At 68.7% G+C, this 22663-nt stretch carries 20 protein-coding genes and 2 pseudogenes; 7 read left to right on the plus strand and 15 right to left on the minus strand.

What is annotated here, in order from left to right:
• Positions 1-9 precede the first annotated feature (9 nt).
• A complete protein-coding gene (locus ABDW59_RS15915; RefSeq protein WP_343630812.1) occupies positions 10-963 on the minus strand; it encodes a DUF1365 domain-containing protein in 954 nt (317 codons plus the stop codon).
• Positions 960-2375: an FAD-dependent oxidoreductase gene (locus ABDW59_RS15920; RefSeq protein WP_343630813.1), complete on the minus strand. Its 1416-nt coding sequence runs from the start codon at positions 2373-2375 to the stop codon at positions 960-962. The genes ABDW59_RS15915 and ABDW59_RS15920 overlap by 4 nt, the downstream gene beginning before the upstream one ends.
• A gap of 168 nt (positions 2376-2543) precedes the next feature.
• On the opposite strand from ABDW59_RS15920, the gene ABDW59_RS15925 reads away from it, so the two are divergent.
• Together ABDW59_RS15925 and ABDW59_RS15930 are read left to right on the plus strand one after the other, a co-directional pair.
• Positions 2544-3233 (plus strand): sigma-70 family RNA polymerase sigma factor, encoded by a 690-nt coding sequence (locus tag ABDW59_RS15925; RefSeq protein WP_343630814.1) that lies wholly within the window; start codon positions 2544-2546, stop codon positions 3231-3233.
• 2 nt (positions 3234-3235) lie between these two features.
• Positions 3236-3964, plus strand: a complete 729-nt coding sequence (locus tag ABDW59_RS15930; protein WP_343630815.1) for a cupin domain-containing protein — start codon at positions 3236-3238, stop codon at positions 3962-3964.
• Here the strand turns inward: ABDW59_RS15930 and ABDW59_RS15935 are convergent.
• From ABDW59_RS15935 to ABDW59_RS15950, 4 genes are read right to left on the minus strand one after another with little or no spacing between them, the layout of a single operon-like run.
• Positions 3927-4391, minus strand: coding sequence for a DUF2177 family protein (locus tag ABDW59_RS15935; protein ID WP_343630816.1), 465 nt, complete (start codon positions 4389-4391; stop codon positions 3927-3929). The two genes, ABDW59_RS15930 and ABDW59_RS15935, sit on opposite strands and share 38 nt — an antisense overlap.
• Before the next feature lie 2 nt (positions 4392-4393).
• The gene (locus tag ABDW59_RS15940; RefSeq protein WP_343630817.1) at positions 4394-5071 is read right to left on the minus strand and encodes a DUF6134 family protein; all 678 of its coding nucleotides are present in this window, start codon (positions 5069-5071) and stop codon (positions 4394-4396) included.
• Positions 5068-5886, minus strand: coding sequence for a DUF1295 domain-containing protein (locus ABDW59_RS15945; protein ID WP_343630818.1), 819 nt, complete (start codon positions 5884-5886; stop codon positions 5068-5070). Before ABDW59_RS15945 ends, ABDW59_RS15940 begins: the two co-directional genes overlap by 4 nt.
• Positions 5887-5896: 10 nt before the next feature.
• Complete coding sequence (locus ABDW59_RS15950; RefSeq protein WP_343630819.1) at positions 5897-6958, minus strand: cyclopropane-fatty-acyl-phospholipid synthase family protein; 1062 nt, start codon at positions 6956-6958, stop codon at positions 5897-5899.
• 549 nt (positions 6959-7507) lie between these two features.
• Here ABDW59_RS15950 and ABDW59_RS15955 point away from each other — a divergent pair.
• The 3 genes from ABDW59_RS15955 (at position 7508) to ABDW59_RS15965 (ending at position 10436) form a co-directional block, all read left to right on the plus strand.
• Entirely contained in the window at positions 7508-8428 is a 921-nt protein-coding gene (locus ABDW59_RS15955; RefSeq protein WP_343630820.1) for a hypothetical protein, read from the plus strand.
• A gap of 75 nt (positions 8429-8503) precedes the next feature.
• On the plus strand, positions 8504-9016 hold the full coding sequence (locus ABDW59_RS15960) for an O-acetyl-ADP-ribose deacetylase (protein WP_343630821.1): 513 nt from the start codon (positions 8504-8506) through the stop codon (positions 9014-9016).
• 172 nt (positions 9017-9188) lie between these two features.
• Positions 9189-10436, plus strand: coding sequence for an MFS transporter (locus ABDW59_RS15965; protein WP_343630822.1), 1248 nt, complete (start codon positions 9189-9191; stop codon positions 10434-10436).
• Here ABDW59_RS15965 and ABDW59_RS15970 read toward each other — a convergent pair.
• A pseudogene (locus tag ABDW59_RS15970) lies at positions 10388-11902 on the minus strand (MFS transporter); the annotation flags it as partial. The gene ABDW59_RS15965 and the pseudogene ABDW59_RS15970 overlap by 49 nt on opposite strands.
• An 87-nt stretch (positions 11903-11989) precedes the next feature.
• Between ABDW59_RS15970 and ABDW59_RS15975 the strand changes: the two are divergent.
• Positions 11990-12850 carry a LysR family transcriptional regulator gene (locus ABDW59_RS15975; RefSeq protein ID WP_343630823.1) on the plus strand — a complete coding sequence of 287 codons (861 nt, stop codon included), beginning with the start codon at positions 11990-11992 and terminating at the stop codon, positions 12848-12850.
• 281 nt (positions 12851-13131) lie between these two features.
• On the opposite strand, the gene ABDW59_RS15980 is transcribed toward ABDW59_RS15975, so the two are convergent.
• Together ABDW59_RS15980 and ABDW59_RS15985 are read right to left on the minus strand one after the other, a co-directional pair.
• Positions 13132-15306: a TonB-dependent receptor gene (locus tag ABDW59_RS15980; RefSeq protein ID WP_343630824.1), complete on the minus strand. Its 2175-nt coding sequence runs from the start codon at positions 15304-15306 to the stop codon at positions 13132-13134.
• A gap of 103 nt (positions 15307-15409) precedes the next feature.
• Complete coding sequence (locus ABDW59_RS15985; RefSeq protein ID WP_343630825.1) at positions 15410-15772, minus strand: DUF2946 family protein; 363 nt, start codon at positions 15770-15772, stop codon at positions 15410-15412.
• Between the two features lie 70 nt (positions 15773-15842).
• On the opposite strand from ABDW59_RS15985, the gene ABDW59_RS15990 reads away from it, so the two are divergent.
• A complete protein-coding gene (locus tag ABDW59_RS15990) occupies positions 15843-16406 on the plus strand; it encodes a hypothetical protein (RefSeq protein WP_343630826.1) in 564 nt (187 codons plus the stop codon).
• Between the two features lie 56 nt (positions 16407-16462).
• On the opposite strand, the pseudogene ABDW59_RS15995 reads toward ABDW59_RS15990, so the two are convergent.
• The 6 genes and pseudogenes from ABDW59_RS15995 to ABDW59_RS16020 form a co-directional block, all read right to left on the minus strand.
• Positions 16463-16633: pseudogene (locus ABDW59_RS15995) on the minus strand (bifunctional aspartate transaminase/aspartate 4-decarboxylase); the annotation flags it as partial.
• Between the two features lie 24 nt (positions 16634-16657).
• Positions 16658-18442 carry a hypothetical protein gene (locus tag ABDW59_RS16000; protein WP_343630827.1) on the minus strand — a complete coding sequence of 595 codons (1785 nt, stop codon included), beginning with the start codon at positions 18440-18442 and terminating at the stop codon, positions 16658-16660.
• Positions 18442-19374, minus strand: a complete 933-nt coding sequence (locus ABDW59_RS16005) for a pyridoxal-phosphate dependent enzyme (protein ID WP_343630828.1) — start codon at positions 19372-19374, stop codon at positions 18442-18444. The genes ABDW59_RS16000 and ABDW59_RS16005 overlap by 1 nt, the downstream gene beginning before the upstream one ends.
• Positions 19375-19421: 47 nt before the next feature.
• Positions 19422-19841 carry a GreA/GreB family elongation factor gene (locus tag ABDW59_RS16010; protein WP_343630829.1) on the minus strand — a complete coding sequence of 140 codons (420 nt, stop codon included), beginning with the start codon at positions 19839-19841 and terminating at the stop codon, positions 19422-19424.
• Between the two features lie 238 nt (positions 19842-20079).
• Complete coding sequence (locus ABDW59_RS16015; protein ID WP_343630830.1) at positions 20080-21009, minus strand: hypothetical protein; 930 nt, start codon at positions 21007-21009, stop codon at positions 20080-20082.
• Between the two features lie 4 nt (positions 21010-21013).
• Positions 21014-22516 carry a hypothetical protein gene (locus ABDW59_RS16020; protein ID WP_343630831.1) on the minus strand — a complete coding sequence of 501 codons (1503 nt, stop codon included), beginning with the start codon at positions 22514-22516 and terminating at the stop codon, positions 21014-21016.
• Positions 22517-22663 lie beyond the last annotated feature (147 nt).

Genomic DNA, 22663 nt, shown 5'->3' on the forward strand with positions numbered 1-22663 from the left:
GCGGCGTCCTCAGGTCGGGTCGCCACGGCGGACGACGGTGATCGGTGCATGCGGGGCGTCGGGCCGCGGCTGCAGCCGCGCGCCCTTGATCCACAGCCGCAAGGCTTCCCAGTGGATGCCGACGATCACCTTGAGCGTCAGCAGCGGATAGGCGACCAGCAGCGTGAGCAAGGCGCAGTCGCTCAAGGACGCGCGCGTCGCGTCAAGGCGCGCGTTCAGGACGGCGGTGCCGGCGGGTGGCTGAGTGCCGTGGTCGTCGCCATGACCGTGGTCGTCCATCGCCTCGCCGTCGTGGACGCTGATGCCCAGCGAGAGCGACTCCCGCGGCCGCTCGACGCGAAAGCGGTAATGCAGGTCCATGCCGAGAAAGGGCGAGACGTAGAGCCGCTTGTCGCAGCGCTGCGAGATGGGACCCTCATCGCGCTGGGCGTCGTCGACGGGGATCAGGTAGCTGTGGCGTTGGCCGAAGGTGTTGTTGACCTCGTAGACGATCGCTTGCAGGCCGCCGTCGGGCGCGTCGCAGAACCACACGCTCAAGGGATTGAAGGCGTAGCCGAGCAGGCGCGGCAGCGTCAGCAGCCGGATCGCGCCGCCGCCGCGCAGGCCGGCCTCGCGCAGACGGGACTCGATGTGGGCACGCAGGCCGGGACCGTCCGTGGCCGTTCCGTCGCCGTGGTCCGTGGGTCGGAAGCTGAAGAGGTTGAAGCGACCGACCGAGAACCAGCACAGGCGCGCGTCCAGCGTCGCGAGCTCGTCGATGTCGATGAGCATCGAGAACACGCGGTAGGCCAGACGATGCCGCATCGGCTTCAGCCGCTGATGCATCACGCGGCCGCGGTACAGGGCCGAGCGGAAGCGCTCAATGCCGGGCTTCGATTCGCGGTCGAGCCGGCGGTCTCGCGCAATGGCGAAGTCGCTGGCGTCCGATTCTCTCTTGATGCGCTTGCCGCTCTCGCCGCTCATGACATCACCGCCGGCGCGAGGTGGATGCGGCCGGACTCGTTCTCGACGGTCCAGGGGCGGCGCACGCCGCCAAGCGCCTCGGCCACGGCCAGCCCGGCTTGCAGACCGTCCTCGTGGAAGCCCGAACCCAGGTAGGCGCCGCAGAACCAGGTGCGCTCACGGCCTTGCAGCGACCAGAACTCGCGCTGCGCCGCGATGGCGTCGGCATCGAAGCGCGGATGCTCGTAGACCTCGGTGCGGATCAGGTGCTCCGCGCGCGGCGGGCTCGGCGGATTGAGCGTCACGAACAGCGGCCGGCCATCGGCGCCCTGCGGCAGATGCGGCTGAAGGCGGTTCATCCAGTAGGTGACGGCGGGCATCTCGGGGGCCCGATCCGCCCGGTCCGCGCGGTCCGCCCGCGAGGCAGTGCCGCGATCGGCCAGGTAATTCCAGCTCGACCAGACGGCGCGGCGGCGCGGCATCAGCGCGGGATCGCTGTGCAGCACGGCGAGGTTGCGGGTGTAGGCGAAGGCGCCGAGCAGGCGCCGTTCGCTCTCCGTGGGCGCGCTCAGCATCCGCAGCGACTGGTCGGCATGCGTGGCCAGCACGACCTGATCGAAGCGCTCGGTCCAGGCGCCGCGACGCGTGCGCAGCCGCACGCCCTCGGCGTCGCGCAGGACGGCGGTGACCGGCTCGTCGCGATGGACGCGGCCGTCGAAGTCGTCGATGAGGCGCTTCACGTACTCGCGGCTGCCGCCGTTGACGGTGCGCCAGATCGGCCGGCCGGAGACCTTGAGCAGGCCGTGGTTCTCGCAGAAGCGGACGAAGGCGGCGACCGGATAGCGGCCGATGTCCGCCGCCGCGGACGACCAGATCGCCGCGCCCATCGGATACAGGTGGTCGTCGCGGAAGGCGCGCCCGTAGCCGCGCGCATCCAGGTAGCCGTCCAGCGACAGGTCGCCGCAGGCGGCCGCGTCCCGGGGCGCCTCGCGGTAGAAGCGCAGCAGGTCGCGCAGCATGGACCAGAAGCGCGGACGCAGCAGATTGCCGCGCTGGGCGAAGAGGCTGTTCAGGTCGGTGCCGGCGTACTCCAGCGCGCCCTGGTCCAGGCTGACCGCGAAGGACATGTCGGTCGCCTGCGTCGGCACGTCCAGATGGCGGAACAGCGCGCTGAGGTTGGGATAGGCGGGCTCGTTGTAGACGATGAAGCCGGTGTCTACCGGGACCTGCGCCATGCCGCAGGGCGCGTCGACGGTGTGACTATGGCCGCCGAGCCGGGATTCGGCCTCGAAAAGCTCCACCCGATGCTTGCGGGACAGCAGCCAAGCGCAGGACAGGCCCGAGATGCCGGCGCCCACGACGGCGATGCGTTGAGGGCGGTTGTCGCTGGCGAACGGGGGGGGCAGGCTGTCTCTGGCGATGGGGCGGCTCATGGGCGGGTCCTCGCGGTTTCTGCTTCTACGCGCGACCTCGCGATCTGGATCTCTGCCGGGGTCGCCCATCCTCCCGGAATCGTGAGATGGAGGGCGCTGATCGCCCCGATGCGCGACGACGCTCGCTGAGCGATGATCCGGCGGGCCGTTGCGCGCGTATCAGCCGACATGGGCAGCCAGGAACGCGACGCATCGACCAAGGCCCCGGACTTCGGACCGGGCGCCCAGCCCTTGCCGTCTCCCGCTCAGAAGGTCCGTCGCTTGAAGCTCGTCTCGTCCGATCCCGATCCCGATCGCGCCGCCGCGCCGGACCCCGCCCAGGAATGGGCCGGGCTGGTGCGCCGCGTCGCCGAGCACGGCGATCGCGAGGCTTTCGGGCGGCTGTTCTCGCACTTCGCGCCGCGGGTGAAGAGCTATTTGATCCGCACCGGCAGCGACGAGGCACTGGCCGAGGAGCTGGCGCAGGAAGCGCTGGTGACGCTGTGGCGCAAGGCGGCGCTGTTCGATCCGGCGCAGGCGGCGGTGTCGACCTGGGTCTTCACCATCGCCCGCAACCTGCGGGTGGACGCGGCGCGCCGGCATCGGCTGGACGGCGCCGGCGACGAGTGCTTCGAGTTCGACCATCTGCCGGCCGATCAGGCCGATGTTCCCGACCACGCCGACGCCACCCGGCAGGCGCGCCGGGTGCGTGAGGCGCTGGAGCGCCTGCCGCCCGAGCAGGCCCAGGCGCTGCGCCTGTCCTTCTTCGACGACGAGCCCCACGCCCGCATCGCCCAGGAACTGGGGTTGCCGCTGGGGACCGTGAAATCCCGCATCCGACTTGCCGTGGCGCATCTGCGCAAGCTGCTCGAGTCTTGATCATGATTCCGTCAAGCATCCGCCATCACCCCGCCGACGAGCTGCTGCTGTCGCTGGTCGCCGGCAGCCTGCCCATCGGTCTGCGGCTGGTGGTGGAAACCCATCTGGAGCTGTGCCCCGCCTGCCGCGAGAAGGCGGCGATGCTGCGCGCCGTCGGCGGCGTAATGCTCGACGAGCAGCCGGCCGCGACGATGCGCGAGGACGCGCTGGCGCGGGCGCTGGCGGCGGTCGACCGGACGGAGCGGGTCGTGGCGCCGGAGGTGGCCGCGCTCGGCTTGCCCGTGGAAAGCGTCCGTGCGGGCTTGCGGACGGGCGAGGGGGCGTCCAAGGTGCCGACGCCGCCACCCTTGCCGGCGGGGGCGACCTGGCCGCGCGCGCTGGCGGATTGCAGCGCGACACGCTGGCGCTGGATCGGCCCCGGCATGCGCTGGAGCCGCGTGAGCGTCCCTGGCGCGCCGCAGGCGAACGTCTTCCTGCTGCGCATCGCCGCCGGCAAGTACCTGCCGCAGCACACGCACCGCGGCACCGAGCTGACGCAGATCATCTACGGTCGCTTCCACGATGGGCGCGCGCTGTTCGGGCCGGGCGACTTCGACCTGGCCGATGGCGACGTGCACCACCAGCCGGTGGTGCAGGACGGCAGCGAGTGCATCTGCGTCGCGGCGGTCGAGGGCCGGCTGAACTTCGACGGGCTCATCGCCCGCTGGTTCGGCTCGCTCGTCGGCATGTGACCAGGGTCAGCGCCGCGGCGACGCCGGAGGCGGTGCCGCTGACGACGGCACCCCAGAGCAGGTCGATCACGGTGACCTGCCAGGGCCAGTCGCGCAGCGTGGCCTGGTTGGTGAAGTCGTAGGTGGCGTAGGCGATGAGGCCGAACAGCGCGCCGCGCAGAAAGCCGGCCACCGCGCGCGACGCGTCCACCGCGGGCGCGACGGCGAAGAACACCAGACCGATCAAATAGAGCGGATAAAAGAGCGCGACCGCGAGCCAGTCGACCGTGGGCGCCATCAGGTGGCCGATGCTCGGTTTGTAGAAGGCCGCCTGCGTGGCGCTGAGCCAGATGCCGTCCATGGCGAGGAAGACCACGGCGGTGAGCACGTAGGCCAGCGGCCATCGCCAGGAGGGGTGCGGGCTGGCGGTCGCGGGGGAGGTGTTCATGATCACGGCAATCGGTAGGTGAGAAGGCGGTCGCCCTTGACGCGCGCGTCGAGGCCGATCCAGCGGCCGTCCTCGCGGGCGAGCCACAGGGTCAGGTCTTGTCGCGTGCCGGCGCTTTCGGTGGAGAGCTTCCAGCGGATCGCCGGGAGCTCGCGTCCGCCGACGCGCAGCGTGGCATCGGGGAGCCGCTCGAAGCGGGCGTCGTCGACGCGGCCGGTCTGCGGATTCAGCAATCGGGTCTGGCGGACCAGCGCCGGATGCCAGTAGGCGTAGCTCATCACGCAGCCCGCGATGGGGGAGTCGGTGTCGTCGGCGCGCGCGTTGACGGATCGTGTCTTGCCGTCGTCGTCGGTGCGGGCGTGGATCTCGGCGAGACAGTCGCCGCGCCAGCGCTCGCTCGCCTCGTGCCGATAGCGGTAGACGCTGAACCCCAGCAGCTTGACGTCGAAGCGGGCGGTGCTTTGCACCTCGCGGGCATCCGCTCCGCCGCTCACGACGAAGCGATGCGAGCCGATGGGTTTGTCGTCGAGACGGACTTCGAAGTCCCAGGTCTGGGGAGTCGGCTGCGCCTGGGTCTGAGCAACGGCGGGGCCCGTCATGGCGGCGGCGATCGCCGCGATGGCGACGCTGAATGCGAGGGGGGCGATGAGCGCGAAGGCGCTCGCACGCGGCGGCGTCATCGCAATCCTCCGCGCTTGGGCGGCCAGGGGATGAAGGCGCTGGTGCGGGCGACGTAGTCGCGGTAGGCGGGGCGGCGCTCGCCGATGTCTTTCTCCAGCAGGGTGACGCCGGAGACGCGCAGCAGCAGGACCGTCATCAGCAGCGGCGAGGCGAGCGCCCAGGCGGCCGATAGTCCGCCGCCCGACAGCGCCATCACGCCCAGGCCCCACCAGAGGCAGCATTCGCCGAAGTAGTTGGGGTGGCGGGACCAGCGCCACAGTCCGGTGTCGAGCACGAGATCGCCTGTTCCCCGCGTGCGGCGGAAGCGCGTGAGCTGCGCATCGGCGACGGTCTCCATCAGCAGGCCGATCGCCGCGATGGCCGTGCCGATCGAGTCCCAGGCGCTCCATGGATTCGCGTCCGGCCGGGCGGCCGCGAGCACCGGCCATCCGACGAGCCAGCCGAGCACCGCTTGCAGCAGGAACACCAGCCACAGGCTCTTCAGCGCGAAGCCGGGTTGGTTGCGCTCGCGGATGTCGCGATAGCGGCGGTCCTCGCCGTGGCCCCAGTTGCGCACCGTGACGTACAGGCCCAGCCGGATCGCCCACAGGACGATGAGCGCCACCATCACGATCACGCGCGCATCGGCGCCGAGGCGCCAGGCGTAAAGCAGGGCGGGAAGTGCGATGAACGCGGACCAGACGCGATCCGCGAGGCTGGCATCGCGCAGGGGGAGGCTCACGAGCCAGGTGGCCATGCCGAGCGCGACGGCGATGAGCAGGCCCTGCGCGGCGACGACGCCAGCGATGCTGCTGGTGGCGGCGATGGCATCCATGCGCCGGTCCTCAACGCCGCGGCGCGAAGAGGTAGTGGCTGACCCACCATTGCTGCCCGCGGTCGTAGGCGAAGAGCTCCTCGACGGCGAGCAGGAACAGCCGCCAGCGCTGCCACCAGGTCGACGCGTCGGCGGCGCCGTAGACCGATTCGAAGACGGGCCGCAGCTCGGCGCGATGGGCGTCCAGCCGTTCCAGCCAGGCGGCGGCGGTGCGCGCGTAGTGGCGGCCATCCCAGCGCCAGCGCTGTTGCAGCGCGAGGTCGTCCTGGCACAGCAGCGCGAGATCGTCGCTGGGCATCATGCCGCCGGAGAAGAAAAAGCGGCTCATCCAGTCGCTGGGGTCGCGGACCTCGAAGGTGTAGGGCGCCTCGCGATGGGCGAAGACGTGCATGAAGAAGCGGCCGTCGTCGCGCAGCCAGCGCGAGACCTTGGCGAAGGCGCGCGGCCAGTTGCGCAGGTGCTCGAACATCTCGACCGAGACGATGCGGTCGAACTGGCGATCGAGGCTGCCGTCCTCGCCGAAGCCGTTGAAGTCGTGGGTCTGGACGTCGAGGTTGCTGAGACCGCGATTGGCGGCTTCGCCTTGGATGAAGGCGCGTTGGGAGGCGGAGTTGGAGATTGCGAGGATGCGCGCGTTGGGGAAGCGCTCGGCCATCCACAGGCTCAGGGATCCCCAGCCGCAGCCGAGCTCGAGGATGCGTTGGCCGTCGGCGAGCTGGGCACGGGCGGCGGTCTCGGCGAGGGCGGCTTCCTCGGCTTGCTCCAGGGTGTGCACGCCTTCGGGCCACCAGCAGCAGCTGTACTTGCGGCGGGGGCCGAGCATCGCCTGGAAGAGCGCGGGCGGGAGCTCGTAGTGCTGGTCGTTGGCCAGGTCTTGCTGGATCGCGAGCGGGGAGCTGCGGAGCTCGGTCAGGAAGGCCTGGGTCAGGTCGGCGGCGGACTCGTGGTCGCCGTGGCGGGACTCGTCGAGCCGGGCGCGCAGCAGGCGACGGATGCCGCCGCGTAGCGCGACGTCGGGCAGCAGGCCGCGTTCGGCCAGTCCGAGGGCGATGGTGGCGAGGTCTCGTTCCATGGGGGGGCTCGATGAGGTCGACAGTGGGTTGTACGCAGGCAGGGACGGGATGGATCTCTTTGGGGGCGAGGCAAGGGCGGGGCCCAGGGATCGCCAGGAAGGGGGAAAGGGTTTTCACCGGCTTGTGGTGAGGGGCGGCGGGCACGAACTTGGGGGGATGTTCTTCTTCAGACACCCTCAGCCCGTCGTTGACCGCAGGCCGGTGGCGGAGCATTCGGTGACGATGGTGCGGCCGGCGTTGCCGACGTGGGTGGTGGGCCCCGAAGACCCTCACCCCCCCCCTCTCCCGCAAGCGGGCGAGGGGGAATACGGCTCTGGTGTGCCACGGCCCTCACCCCAACCCCTCTCCCGCACGCGGGCGAGGGGCTCCGAGGCGCCAAGCAGTGTTGAGGAAGAGTCATGCAATGCGGAGCCTGCTTTCAACCCCGACCCCGAGGCGCTGATTGGCCCCTCGCCCGCGTGCGGGAGAGGGGTTGGGGAGAGGGCCGTTGCAAACAGCGAGCCTCAAGCCCCGCCGAGGCGCTCGGTCGATGAAGACAGGAGCGCCACATGAGCTTCTGGAGCCGCTGGAGCTACTGGCTCGCGTTCCTCATCTTGTCGGTCCTGGTCGTCGGCCTGACCGAGACGGGTGGGGACGGCGCGCCGGAAGTACCAGACGCGGCCGTCACCGCCGCCGCCCCCGAACCACTGCGTCCATGGCCATCCGCACCGAGCGCACAAACCACTAGCGCTCCGTCTTCGCCAATCTCCGCCCCCGGACCACAAGGCGGTGCCGGCGCCGCGCCCTCGGAACGTCGACTGTCGCTCCATCGCTTCGCCACGGCTGACAGCTTCCAGGTCCTTGCCGCGTCCATCCTGGCCCAACCGACCAAGGTCGCCGTCGAGGATCTGCGTCTCTACCACTCGCGCTGCCGTTTCGTGCTCAGCCAGTCCGGCCCGGATGGGCACGCGGACCCGGCGCAGGTCGAGCGCTTCCGCAAGTTCTGCGGTGAGGATGTGAGGCAACGCAACAACCTGAGCTATGCGATCGACGGCGCGTATGCACGGCTCGGCGATGCTTCGCAGGTTTGGAAGGATTGGCTGGCGGCAACGCGCCATGCGCTGGCGGAGGGCGATTCCGAGCGTGCAGTCGAATCGCTCTCCACGGTGTCGGCTGAGCAGTTGATGCAGTGGGCTCAAGCCCAGGGCATCCAGGATCCGACGCTGGGGCTGGAGGCCCAGGTCGCCTACAACGGGCACATCCTTGCGCTCTTCTCCACGCAGTGCGCGATCACTGGCTGTGACCAGCGTTACTGGTCAGCCTTCTACTGCTCGCAGATTCCGTCGACCTGTCAGGGCGCGACTCTTGATGCGCAGCTGCAGCTGACCTTCGCCGAACTGGTGGGCGATCCGGACAAGGCGCGCGCCCTCTGGCCTGAGCTGCTGCGGCGAGCGCGGGAGTTCCGGCGGAGCCAGCTCGGGCAAGGCTAAACCGCGCGCGACAAGGCGAGGAAGCGAATCCTCCGAAGTCCTCTAGACTTCCTCGTTCCTCGGAGGCAAGCCGCCATGCCCATCACCGCCATCCACGCCGACATCACGCGACAGCCGGTCGACGCCATCGTCAACGCCGCCAACTCCTCCTTGCTGGGCGGCGGCGGGGTGGACGGCGCGATTCATCGCGCGGCGGGCCCGGATCTCGTCCACGAGTGTCGGATGCTCGGCGGTTGCAAGACCGGCGAGGCCAAGCTCACGCGCGGCTACCGCCTGCCCGCGAAGCACATCATCCACACGGTGGGCCCCGTCTGGCGCGGCGGCGCCGACGGCGAGCCGGCGCTGCTCGCGTCCTGCTACCGCCGCTCGCTCGAAGTCGCGGTCGCAGCGGGCGTCCGTTCGATCGCGTTCCCGAGCATCAGCACCGGCATCTACGGCTATCCCATCGAGCACGCCAGCCGCGTCGCGATCGACACCGTGAGCGGCTTCCTCGCCGACCATCCCGAGATCGAATCGGTGACCTTCTGCTGCTTCTCCGCGAGCGATCTGGCGGTCTACGAGCAGGCGTTGAAGACGGTCAATCCCTGACCATCGCCAGGCCGACGCGATCGACCGTCTCCGGGAGCGCAGGTCGCACAGCGTGGCGGGCAGCCGTCCATGGCATCGCGCAGATCGCCCACCCCTCCCGCCCCACCTTGACCTCAAGCCCACTTGAGCTCCGATACTGCCGGCCTGTCGACCCCGTTCCCGCAGTACCCGCATGTCGTCTCAGCAGTCCCAGCCCCCCGCCTCCCCCACCCCCCCGATCAGCACCCCCGTCCTGCTCCTGATGGCCGTCACCTGCGGCCTGTGCGCCGGCGGCAATTACTTCAACCAGCCGCTGCTGCATTCCATCGCCGTCGGCCTGAACGTCAGCGAGGGCACCGCCGCATCCACCGTCACCATCGCGCAGGTCTCCTACGCGATCGGCCTGCTGCTGCTGGTCCCCCTGGGCGACATGCTGGAGCGCCGCCGTCTGGCTGTCGCATTGACGCTGCTCGCCGCCATCGGCCAGTTCATCAGCGGCTTCGCGCACAGCATCGCCATGCTCGCGGTCGGTACCGCGATGGCAGGCTTGTTCTCGGTCGCCGCCCAGGTGCTCGTGCCCTTGGCCGCGACGCTCTCCGCGCCCGAGCATCGCGGCCGCGCCGTCGGTCTCGTGATGAGCGGCCTGCTCACCGGCATCCTCGCCGCGCGCAGCGTCGCCGGCTTGCTCTCCAGCCTGGGCGGCTGGTCGACGGTGTACCTTGTCGCCGGCACCGCCATGATCCTCATCGCCGCCGCGCTCTGGCGCGTGCTGCCTGACTCGCGCAACCCGCAACGCGGCAGCTACGGCGAGACGCTGCGCTCCATGGGCGAACTGCTCACGCGCTTCCCGCGCCTGCGCAGCCGAACGCTGCTGGGCGCGCTGGCCTTCGCCTCGGTGAGCAGCATGTTCTCGACCATGGCGCTGCTGCTGTCCGGTCCCTCGTTCGGCCTGGGCGACGGGGCCATCGGTCTGGTCGGACTGGCCGGTGTCACCGGCGCGCTGATGGCCAGCTTCGCCGGACGCCTGGCCGATCGCGGCTATCTGCAATCAACCAGCGGCGCCGCCGCGCTGATGCTGGTCGCGAGCTGGGCCGTGCTCTGGATGGGCGGCAGCTCGCTGATGTGGTTCATCGCCGGCCTGCTGCTGATCGACATCGCGCTGCAGGGCGTGCACATCAGCAACCAGAACGTGGTCTACGCCTTGCAGCCCGAGGCGCGCTCGCGGCTCAACGCGGTCTACATGACCGGCTACTTCATCGGCGCCGCGGCCGGATCGGCGGCGGGCTCCGTCGCGTTCCAACGCGGCGGCTGGGATGCGAGCTGCGCATTGGGCGCGGTGCTCGCGACCGCCGGTCTCGCGGTGTGGCTGTGGGACTTGCGGCCAGGCCGCAGCACCAGCCAGCTCGCGCCCGCGGTGAGCCACGCGGTCACCGCGCCGTAAGCCATCACCCAGCCGAAGCCCTGCGTCACTGCGGCATAGACGATCCCCGTCGCGGCGTCGGGCGCGATGAACTCGGCGATCGTCCGCCGCGCGCCGGCCGCATCGCCGCCGGCCAGGCGCTCCGCCAGCGCGTTCAGATGAACGCCATCCACAGCCGAGCTCAAGGTCCCATGCAGCGCCGCCAGAATGCCGGCGAGCAGCAACAGCCCCATGACCGCGATGTTCAGCGCCAGCGTGATGAGGCGCGCGCTGACGTCCATGCCCGAGGCCATGCCCGCGCGATGCGGCGGCACGGAGGAGGTGGTCATGCTGGTCGCCGGTGTCGTCGTCAGTCCAAGCCCGATGCCCGCGACGAGCGCGCCCGGCAGCACCGCCCAGGCGGCGAGCTCGACGTGCCGGCTGCCGAGCAGCATCAACGCGAAGCCCAGTCCGATGATGAAGAGCCCGGCGGGGATGACGATGCGCGCCTCCAGCCGCAGCAGCAGCCATTGGGCGATCGGCGGCATGACGAGAAAGGGCACGGTGTAGGCCAGCAGCGCGAGCCCGGTGGTGGCGACGTCGTAGCCCAAGCCCGCCGAGAAGTAGAGCGGCAGATAGATCATGAACGGCCAGTAGCTGCAGTTCATGCCCACGCAACCGAGGATCGCGCCCGAGAAATCGCGGATGCGGAAGACGCTGAAGTCGAACATCGGATGCGGGTGGCGGCGCTCGACGATCACGAAGCCGAGGAGGGCGAGCGCGGTGACGGCGGCCAGGGCGAGGGTGGTCGGACTCGCCCAGCCGAAGCTGCCGCCTTGCGTGATCAACGTGGTCAGGCCTAGCACCGCCACCGTCATTGCGAGGATGCCGCCCAGGTCCAGGCGCTGCTGCTTCGCTTGCGGATCGATGGATTCCTCGACGCCGAGGAAGATCAGCGCCAGGCCCAGCAGCGCCAGCGGCGCATGCGCGACGAAGACCCACTGCCAGCTGGCGAGCGCCACGATGGCGCCGCCGATCACCGGCCCGAAGCCCAGACCGATGCCCGCGACGACGCCCCAGATCGCGAAGGCGCGGGCGCGCTGCGTCCCGTCGGGAAACTGGTGCGACAGGATCGCGATGGAGCAGATGAACATCGCGCCGCCGGCCATGCCCTGGAGGAAGCGCGCCGCGATCAGCAGCGGCGTGTCGGGCGCGAGGCCGCACAGCAGCGAGGCGATGCCGAACGCGAGCACCGTAACCGCGAAGACGCGGCGCCGGCCATAGCGATCGGCGAGCGTGCCGGTGGCCATCAGCACGCTGGTGCAGGCGATGGTGTAGGCGTTCATGATCCATTGCATGCCCTGGAAGTCGGCATGCAATCGGGCTTCCAGCACCGGCAGGATGATGGGGACGCTGGAGATCTCGAGCCCGAACATCAGCGCCGCGAGACAGACGGCGGCCAGCGCGAGCGCGGAGGCGCGGGGTGAGGAGACGGACGTGGAGGGCATGGGCGCCGATTCTTATGACCCTCGTCTCATGGGGCAAATGATTAAATTCGTTCCGATTCAGCGGGCGGATTCATTAATCTGCGCGGCATGAGTTTTGACCCCGCCCTGCTGCAGGCCTTCATCACGGTCCACCAGTCCAACGGCTTCACCCGCGCGGCCGAACGGCTGCATCTCTCGCAATCGGCGATCAGCCATCAGGTCCGGCGGCTGGAGGAACTGGTCGGCCGACCGCTGTTCCATCGCACGACCCGGCGTTTGAGCCTGACCTCGGATGGCGAGGACTTCCTGCGTTTGGCCGAGCGCATCCTGCAGGCGCAGGACGCGCTGGCGCAGCACTTCAGGCGCTCGCCGATCGAGGGGACCGTGCGGCTGGGCGTGCCGCAGAGCTTCATGAGCGAAGGGCTGCCGCGATTGCTGCGGCAGTTCTCGCGTGGGTGCCCGAACGTGAGGTTGGAGGTCAGCGCCGGTGTGACGCTGGATCTGGGGGCGATGGTGCGGGATCGGGAATTGGATCTCGCGGTCGTGGTGTCGGTGGCAGGGGAGGGGCGAGGGCAGCTGCTGCAGCGCTTGCCGATGGTGTGGGCGGCGAGCGAAGGCTTCTCGCTGGAAGACCATGCGTCGATGCCGCTGGCGTATTCACCGCCTCCGTGCGTGTGCCGGCAGATCAGCGTGGATGCGCTCAATGCGAAGGGGATCGCATGGCATGGGGCGTTCAGCTCGCACAGCCTGGAGGATCTGCGCGCGGTCGCATTGAGCGGATTGGCGGTGACCTCGTTCACACGGGATCATTTGAGGCCGGGGATGGCGGCGCTGGATGAGCGCGATGGGATGCCGGCGTTGCCGGAGCTGGATTTCTGTTTGGAGTTCAGCGAAGAGGACGCGTCGGCAAGGCCGCCGGCGGTGGCGGAGCTGGGACGCTTGATCGTCGCGTCGGGGTGTATGGCCTAGGGCTCGCTGCCTGCATGGGCCCTCACCTCAACACATCTCCCGCAAGTCACTCTCCGGACACTCGACGGCCCTCACCCCAACTCCGCGCCGCCAAGTCATGCTCTGGCCACTCGACGGCCCTCACCCCAACCCCTCTCCCGCAAGCGGGCGAGGGGCTAGGTGCGCATCTTGCGTTGAGGCTACACCGCAAACGCCGGAGCGCCGGCGGCCCCTCGCCCACGAAGTGGGAGAGGGCGGGGGGAGAGGGCCGTCGCAGGCTGCGGAGCGCCAATCGCAGGCGCTTAGAACTCCTTCGTCAAGCTCACATACACCGTTCGCCGCTGCCCATACTGCGGCGCGCCGACCCCGATGCCCGAGCCATCGCGCAGCTGATAGACGTGATCGAACAGGTTGAGCACCGACAGCCGCGCCTCCACCGGCCCGCCGCCGCCGAACTCGAACCGCTTGCTCACATCCGCGTTCACGCTCGTGTACGACGGCAGGTGCGTCGTGTTGGCAAACCCGTTGCGCAAGCCGCTCCCGAAGACCGCGCTCGCGCCCACCGCGTAGCCATCGGCCAGTCGCACGTTGCCACCCGCCGAGGCGCTCAGCTTCTGCTCATGGTCCAGATGCACCCAGTGATTGGCGATGAAGTCCAGCTCATCCTGCTCGAAGTTGAACTGCCCCGTCTCCACCTGCGTCGCGCGCGCATGCACCGTGCCCAGGTTCATGTACGCCGACCAGTTGGACTCCTTGTAGGTCGCCGACAGATCGACGCCGTAGATCTTCCCGTGCGCGTAGTTGAACGCCGAGTAGATCAGCGCGTTCCCGAACTGCCCCTCGTCCTGCAGGTGCTGCACCGCGCGGTAGTAGCCGTCCACGCCCAGCGTCAGCTTGGGCGTGACCTGCCAGGCCGCGCCGGCGTCGTAGTAGTTGGAGCGCTCCGCGCGCACCGCGGTGTTGGCATCCGACGGCAACGCATTCGTCGTGCCCGCGAAGGCCGCGACCGACGTGGTGTCGATCTTCTCCGTCGGCGGCGGCGTGAAGTAGCGCGCGTAGCCGGCATGCATGCGCAGCGTCGGTGTTGCGTCCCAGACCAGGCCGATGCGCGGGCTGAGCTGATGCTCCTTGGTCACCGTGTCGACCTCGTCGTAGCGCACGCCGTAGTTCAGCGTCAGCGCGCGATCCAGCTTCCACTCGTCCTGCAGATAAGCCCCCCACAGATGCCCGCTCAGCCGGCCCGAGTCCGCGATGCTGACCGGCGTCGTGCTCGTCTGATTGCCGTCGTCATCGGCGGGGAAGACCAGCGCCTGGTTGGCGGTGCTGGCGTGCTCGCGCTGGACGAAGAGACCGGTGCGCAGCGTGTGCGCGCTGTTGAGGCGCCAGCTCAGATCGGCCTGCGCGCCGTTGGCCTCGTTGCGGCGCAGGATGTCCGCGGCGACGCCCAGGTACTGCAAGTCGCCCACCGGGTCCGGCGTGTAGTGGACGTCGGTCGTGCGATGGAAGAGCGAGACCTGGTAGTCCACGTCGTTGCCGATGACGCTCTGATAGCTGACCACGGCGAAGCGGTTGCGCTCGCGCTGACGGGCGTCGAGCGTGCTCGAGTCCTTGTCCGGCGACCCGGCCAGTGAGAACGCCGTCGACTGCCCCGGCGAGTTGGGGATCTGGAAGCGGTTGTCGGTCACGCCGGCCATGGCGCTGATGCGGGTGTCGTCGTCCAGCAGATAGGACACGAGGCCGAAGCCCTTGCCCTGATTCGTGCGGTCGTGCAGCGCGTTGCGCGAGGCGGTGGGGTTCTCGATGCCCAGGTCGTTGCCGAGGTAGGAGCCGCTGAACTCGTAGCTCAGCCGGCCCTCGGTGCCATGCAGCGTGAGGTCCAGCTCACGCGAGCGCTGCGTGCCCAGCGTCACGCCGACGCTGCCGGCGAAGGGCTTGGCTTCGGCGTCGACGCCCTTGGTCGTGATGTCGACGATGCCGGCGGTCCGGTACCCGTATTGCGCGGGGAGCGCGCCGGTGAGCAGACTGATGCTTTCGGCGAAGCGGGTCTCCAGCGTCTGACCGAAGCCGCTGATGGCCTCGGGGATGACGACGCCGTTGATCCGGTACTGCAGATTGGCGTGATCGCCGCGCACATGCAGACCGCCGTAGGAGTCCTGCACGACGCCCGGCGTCTGCAGCAGGACTTGATTGAGCGGCGTGTCGTCGCCTTGCGGCAGGCGGGCGATGTCGGCCTTCTCGAACTTGTAGATGGTGCTGCCGGTGTCCGGCGACAGACCGTTGCGCGCCGCGTCGAGGCGGCTGCGCGCGCCCATGACCTGGACGGTGGGCAGCGGCGTGCCGGTGGAGGAGGGCGTCGCGTCGGAGGCGGCGGCTCGAGGGGCGGCGGGCGTGTCGTCGGCGCGCGCGGGCAGCGCGTGCAGCAGCGGATAGGCGAGCGACAAGGACAGCGCGAGCACGCGCAGCTTGGGAGTGGACATGGTGATTCTCTGAATGCGTTCGAACGGACGCAGGCCGGCGGCGTCGGTGCTTCAGCGAAGCACGCGGACGCGGCGCAGCGGCGATGCGATCAGGGGAGCGAGGTCAGAGAACCAGCGGAGGGCCGCGGCTGCGCGGCAGCGGCGCAGGCAGCGAGCGGGCGCTGAGCTCGGCCGCGGAGGCTTGGACGTGCGCGGCGTCGGCCAGCGCGAGGACGGGCGGCTCGGACCGGGCCGAAGCGGCCAGGTCGTCGAAGGCGAGACAGAGCTCGCAGAGCTGCTCGGAGGTGAGCTCGTCGGTGTCGACGGCGCTCTGGCCGTGGTCATGCGCGCCCTGGGCGGACGCGACGGTCTGGCTCGCAGGAACGCCACGCGGACCCGCCAGATGCCCGATGCCATGCCACACCGCTCCCTGCTGCGACAGCAGCATGAAGAGCGGGAGCAGCAAGTGCAGCAGGGGCTTGCGCATGGGGCGGGATTATGGGGCTCGGATCGAGCGCGGCATGAGGCTAGCATCGACGCACTTCACAGTTCTTTGCATGACAACGATGGCTGCATCTCGATGGATCCGAATCCTTGCTCCTGTTGCCCTTGTGCTCCCGTTCGCTTTCGAAGCGCGGGCGGATGAGTTCATCGACCGGCTGGTCGCGCTTCAAGCGATCAATGACGGAAAGCCGTCCGATTACTTGTCCGCCATCAAGGTCTCGCAGAAGTCATGCGCAATGCAGGAAATGGATGAGTTCACGCGCTTCGAATGTCCGATTGCCAAAGGCAGGAAGGCCAAACTGGAGGTGAACGTCGAATGGCGTTCCACATCGAGATCCGATTGGCGACGAATGACCTTCTGGCTCAAACCGGAGTCGGAGCAACGCACCATTCGAGACTTGCGCGAAGCGTTTTTCGCTGACTGGCGCCTGTCCTTTGACTCCCACCAAAATGTGTTTGATAACCCGGCGTGTGGATATCGGCTCAACACGACAAAACGTGGGCTGAACTTCGCCGTGGGCGCCTACACGAGCGACGAGAGCGGTGCATGTCACGAGAAGCTTCGGCTGTTCGTGTTCTCGATCATCAAGCCCGTGACGGGTCCAGCGTCCGAATGATGGGGCGACTTCGGCTGCGCCCTCATCGAGCGCGCAGCCGCTCCTGATTACCTCTTCCCCTTGACCGCGTACATGTCGAATTCGCCGACGAAGGGATGCGTGCCGATCATCTCCTGATGGATGTACTGGCCCACGATGATCTCGCTCAGGCGCAGCATGCGGTCGGGCACCGGGTAGTTGCAGCCCAGGATGGCCTCGCACATCTCGTAGATGAAGTCACGCGCCGCATGCGGGCCCGTGTCAACGCGCCCTCAGCGCCTGATCCACGCCTGACACGCCGCATCACTCGCCGCGCCCGCGCGCACCGTCATCATCGGCAGACGATCGCTGCTGCCGTCCACCGGCAGGTAACGCAGCTCCTGGCTGCCCTCGTCGGTCTTGACCTTGAGCATGATTTCCTTGGCCGTGTCGTCGCCGAAGATCGACCAGCCTTGCAGCGTCATGCCATCGCGCAGACCCGCGCGATAGGCCGGCCCATCCACGACAACGCCCGCCGCGGCGTACTTGCGCAGCGAGCCGATGTCAAAACCTGGCACCCAGCGCGCGACATCCTTCCAGCCGACGCTGAGGCACGGACCGGCGAGGCCCTCGTCGAGCTCGAAGCTGCGGCCTTCGTCGACATGAAGCCGCACCTGCTCGCGCGGCTGATCGCCCAGCGACGTGGTCAGCGCTTTGAGCACGCGCTCATACGCGGGATCGTCGCTCTTCACGTTGCCCACGGGCAGCAGCAACCCGCGCAGCAGGCCATCCAGACCCGCCGGGTCCTTCTTGCGCAGCTCGCGGTCCCAGCCTATCGCCAGCAGCTCGCCGCGCGCATACATCTGGCGTCCGGCGTTGTTGTCGCTGTGAAAGCGGGGTGCGATGCTGGCCGCGGTGGCGTTGCGTTCCGGCGAGCGCCAGTAGCCGCGCAGCATCCGGGTCATCTTGTCGGCGTATCGATCCAGCGTCCACACGCCGCCGGACAGCAGCAGGCGGTGCGTGTAGTAATCGGTGAAGCCCTCGGACAACCAGTAGCGACGGGCCTTCTGATCCGCGCTGTCGTTGCCATGATCGCCCAATCGATTCGGGATCCAGAGATGCAGGTTCTCGTGACCGATGAGGAACTCGAAGCTGTCGCTGTTGATCGCGGCGTCCTGGCTGACATGCAGCACCGCCGCCTGCGTCACCAGCGTCCCGCCGTTGTTGCCCGCGCTGTAGTTGGGCGTGCGCACCACCGTCTGGCGCGGCGCGCTCGCATCGCCCCAGAAGCGCCGATGCGCATCGAGCAAGCGGGTCACCTGATCCGCGAAGCGCGCATCCTCCGAGGTCTGAACGCCGCGACTGGCGACGACGATCGGACCGCTCGCGAGCGGCCGCTGCGCCACCCGCCAGCCCGGTCCGCCCGCGTAGAAGGCGTGACGCAGCACCGCATGCGATCCCGGCAGCGCGATGTCCGCGCGCGGCGCCACGCTGCCGTCGAAGTAGCTGCCCAGCAGCGGGCCGGGTGAGCCGGCCGCGCCGGACGGCTGCTCGATGCTCAGACACATGCGGCCCGGCCGGTCGTCGCCCCACACGTCCACGCTGGGCAGCGCGCCGTAGCCGAAGAACTGGAACCAGTCCGCGCCGATCTGCGTGCGATAGAGCTGGTCCTGCTGCTGGACCTTGCCGTCGTCCGGATCAGCGAGCGCCGCGCGGATCTCGTAGCGCAGCGTCACCGCGCCGTCTGGGGCGTGCTCGACCGTCCAGCGATTCGCGTTGGGGCCGGGCAGCACGCGTACGCCGGGCGACTGCTCCGCCGCGGGCGTCAGCGAGGCGCCGTAGTCGTTGATGCCGGCCCAGCCGACCTGCGTCCGGATGCCGCTCTCCTTGCGGCCCTCCGCCGGAAAGACCAGCGTCACGTCCAGCCGACGCGGCGTCGTGTCATAGCGCGGCGTGATGCGATAGCTCAGATCGCAGGCCCGCTCGGCATGCGCGGCGATCGACGTCAGCAGCAACGCCGTCGCGATCAAGGATCGCCGCGACGGGGTCAGGACTTGCGCGCCCCTCAGCGCGCTCATCAACGCGTCGTCGCGGACAGGGCCGCGCGCCAGGTCTGAAGTTGTTCCAAGGTGGCGGTCGTCCCGCCGCAGACGATCACCAGCGGCGAATCGAAGGACGCGAGCGCCGCATCCTTGCGGTACAGCGCGGCCAGCGTCGCGCCGCAGGCGGGCTCCACCAGCACGCGGTGGTCGTGCAGCAGGCTGAAGCAAGCTTCGACCGCCTCACGGTCGGACACCACCACCGATCGGATATCGTGCGAGTGCGTGAGCTCGAAGGCGTTTTCGCAGACCTGCTTCGCGCCCAGCGAGGTGGCGATGCTGGTGATGGCGTCCAGCTCGACGCGGCTGTCCCGCGCGATGGCCTGCGCCAGCGAGTCGGCGCCTAAGGTCTCGACCGCGATCACCGGCACCTCACCGAGGCCGTTGCGCCGCAAGCCCTCGACGACGCCGGACATCAGCCCGCCCCCGCCCACGGACAGCAGCACCGCATCGAAGCGAGTGCCCGAGCGAACGACCTCGTCGATCATCGACGCGTGCCCCGCCCAGGTCACCGGACTGTCGAAGGGATGCAGCGCGGCGGACGAGGCGTCCACCATCGTCAGCGCCAGCGCGTTCGCCTCTTTCCAGGTCGCGCCGTGGACCACGATGTCGGCGCCTTCCAGCTCGATGAGTTCGCGGGCGCGCGCCGTCGTCGTCTCGGGCACGACCACGGTCACCGGAATGCCCAGCTGCCGCCCCGCATACGCGACCGCGATGCCGGCGTTCCCGCCCGAGGACGAGATGAAGCGGCTCTTGCCGGCGCGCGCATGGGCTTCGCAGGACGCGCCGATGCCGCGGATCTTGAAGGATCCGGTGGGCTGCAGCGCCTCCATCTTCAGCCAGACGTTCTTCCCCGTATGGCGGCTCAGCGCGCGCGAGGGGATCAGCGGGGTCTCGATGTGCAAGGGCAAGCGGGCTCTCCTGGAACGCGGGGCGGACGACGGCGCAGCATAGCCGCTCAGGTCGTGAAATCGCCCGCGGCCTCCGGCTGGTAGATGATGTCCGCGACCTCGGCGGCATGCGTGTCGCCGTCGGGGCCGGACCACTCGATGCGTTCGCCGCGTTCCGCGCCGAGCAGGCTCAAGCCCAGTGGCGAGAAGACGCTGATGCGGCCGTCCTCGAGATTTGCGTCGCGGGGATAGCTCAGGGTGACTTCCATCGGCTTGCCGTCCGCGATCAGCGCGACGCGCGAGCACATCGTGACCACGTGCGGCGGGACGAGGCGCGGGTCGATGGCTTCGGCGAGGTCGAGGACTTCTTCTGCCATCTCGGCGGTGTGGACGGGCAGCGTCGAGCCCGCGCGCGGTGCGCGGACCAGGTTGGACAGACGGACGTGATCCAGCCAGCTCAGCTGGCGTGCTTTCAGATTGAGCGCCATGGCTCCTCCATGAACGCGGCGTGAAACGCGCGCGGGTGGCCCGGGGAGTGCCCGGCGACCGATGGGGAGTGGGTGAGAGTGAGGGGTCGCCGGGCCTAGGGAAGTGCGGCCGCGAGCGCATGGCGCCGCGGACCGCCCGCGCGCGGACGACGGCCGGCGCGCGTGGCGGCGGCGGGAGTCAGGGCGGTGGGCAAGGCGGGCATGGGGGCGATCATAGGCGCCTCACGCCCGCCTCGGCTCAGCGCAGGAAGAATGTGGCGGACGACAAGGCCACGGCCAGCACCGCCAGCACCGCGGTACGCAGGTTCAACGCGCCGCGAAAGCGACGCGCGCCGTCCTCGGCGTCCGCGCGGGCTTGGGCCAGGGCGGTGCCGAGCGCCTCCACGCGGTCCTGCTGTGCCGTGACCTGCCGCAGCAGCGTCTCGATCTGCTCTTGCTGGCGCTTGGACAGATCGTCCATGCCGCCCAGTCGGTCGCCGACCGCGTCCAGGCGAGCGCCCTGTCGACGCAGCTCCGCGCCCAGATCGTCCACCCGTGCGCTCGCCTGCGCGACGCGATCGTCCTGCGCGGCCAGACGGCCGTTCTGCGCGTCGACCAGCGCTTCCGCCTCGCGGATCCTCAGGTCATGCGTCCTCATCGCCTGGCTCAGCTGTTCCTGCTTCTTGAGCAGGTCTTCCTGCTCCTTCAGCTGACGCACGACCGACAGCACCTCCTGACGCGCCAGGTCCGACAGTTCCTCCTCCGAAGCGCCGCTCAGACGCATCTCCAGTTCGCGCACGACGACGCGGTTGGCGGCGATGTTGCGCACGCCCAGGCCGAAGAGGTACTTGGTGACGTTGGACAGTCGGGCCTGGAACTCGAAAGAGATCTTCTGCGCCTTCGCGCCGGATTGAACCGCAGTGGCCAAGGTCTTGCCCGAGTGCTGGAGCTCTTCGATCGCCTCCTTCTTCTTGTCGGAGAAGAGCGACCAGCCAGTCTCGGCCCGGCCTGCCTCGATGGCGCGTTTTTCCGCGTCCTGGGCGGCCTTCAGTGCCTCTTTGACGCTGAGGTCCAGCTCGTTGAGCTTGTCGATCTGGCCCTTGATGGCCTCAGGAAGTTTGTCGTCGCCGAAGACCGGCACGGTGAAGGTCGCTTCGGCGACGCGGGACGGCAGTTCAAGTTCGATCATGGTGTCAACCCAGAGAGAGAAGGTGTTGGATGTCGCCGATGAGTTGCGGGTTCCGTTCCTGGATGCCCGCCCGCATCTGCCCGATGCGCCGCAGCGATGCGTCGTTGGCCGCCGTGGCGCGGACGTGCAGTTCCGCGGCGACCGCCATCATTTGCTCGGTCTCGCGCAGACTCGCTTCCGTCGCGGCAGCGGCCCGCCACATGTCCGCCTGAAGGTAGGCGATCTTCACGTGAGCCAGTTCGAGGTGGCGGCTCATCGCCGCGATGCGCTCGTCGCGACCGCGAGCGCGTTCCGCGCCCATCGAGACATCCGAGTAGATGGCGATGGCGAAGCGGCCGATGCCCACGAAGTTCACGCGCAGCGCCAGCTGGGTCCAGAAGCCCGCAGGGTTGCCCGCGGACCGCAAGGCGGCGCGGATCGCCGCGTCGGCCAGATCCACCGCGGTGAAGGTGCCCGTGGCGATCGTAAGCATCCGCGTCATGGTGCGGTTGTTCCACGGCAGGGTCTTCTTCCACTCGATGGCGCCGAGGGAGCGCTTGGCCTTCCATTCCGAGACCAGGCGGCGGATGAAATAGAAGGCGCGCACCAGCACTTCGTTGATCATCACGGGCACGGCCTGGCGACCCAGCTCGTAGCCCACCGCCATTTCACTGCGGAGATCGAATTTCTCCTTGACGAAGATCTCGTTGAGCTTCTGCGGCAGTCCGGTCTTGTCCAGGCCGGGAATGGTCGACAGCTCCTTGAGCATGGACACGATGGGTCCCGGGATTCCCATGCCGGCGCCGGCGGTCTTCTTGCTGCCGGACATGTCGCTGACAAGATGGAAGAACCAGTTGACCGTGCCGCAGAAGAACTTCGAGCGGATGTCCGTGCCGATCAACTCCGTGCCGCTTTCGTCCAGGCCGATGGGCAGGAAGGTGCCAGCCGAGTTCTGGAAGTAAGCGGTCTTGGTGAACTGGGTGAGGATCGAGAAGAACAGGCCCAGGGGTGTGGGATGGTGGGCGAGATCGTCGAGATGATGGCTCTTTGCTGAGATGCCGAGGTCCTTGCCGTGCCACACGTTGTCGCTGGGCGAGCGAAACTTGTTCTCGAGGAACTCGATGGCCTTGTCGAGTCGATCCCCTTCAAAGCCGTTCTTCTTGGCGACGTCCATGACGAACTCGTTGACCGTCCGATTGCTCCAGGCCTTGCCGCGGTCGAAATCGAAGTCGCCGACCCAGAGGATGTCGATCAATCCCGCCAGAACACCGCTGCCGACGGCCACCAGGTTGTCGATGCCGTCCGCATGATTGGTGAGGCGGTCGATGTCCTGATTGAGCGCATCGATGCGGGCCTGCGAGGCCTCGATCTCCTGCTCGACGCGTCGCAGGCCTGATTCGATCGAATCGGGCTCCGTCGTCGATTCATTCGCCGCCGGTTCGCCGGCATTCAATGAGAAGTCGTACTCGACTTCCAAATCCTCTTGGAGGATCTTGAAAGGCGGCAGGTCGATGGTGGATGAGTTCAAGAGAGGGCCTCGCAATGGATCGGGCTGGATCGGGCGGATTCTCTGGTGTGCTTTCTCCGTCGTGGCTCACCAGTTCGGGCAGGAGCGTGAAGTACTGCTTCGAATCGCCTAGCCGTTGGAGGCCGAGGCTTTGGCCCGCTGAATGCG

This window comes from Roseateles sp. (genome assembly GCF_039595295.1).
In the GTDB taxonomy this organism is placed as follows: Bacteria; Pseudomonadota; Gammaproteobacteria; order Burkholderiales; family Burkholderiaceae_C; genus Roseateles.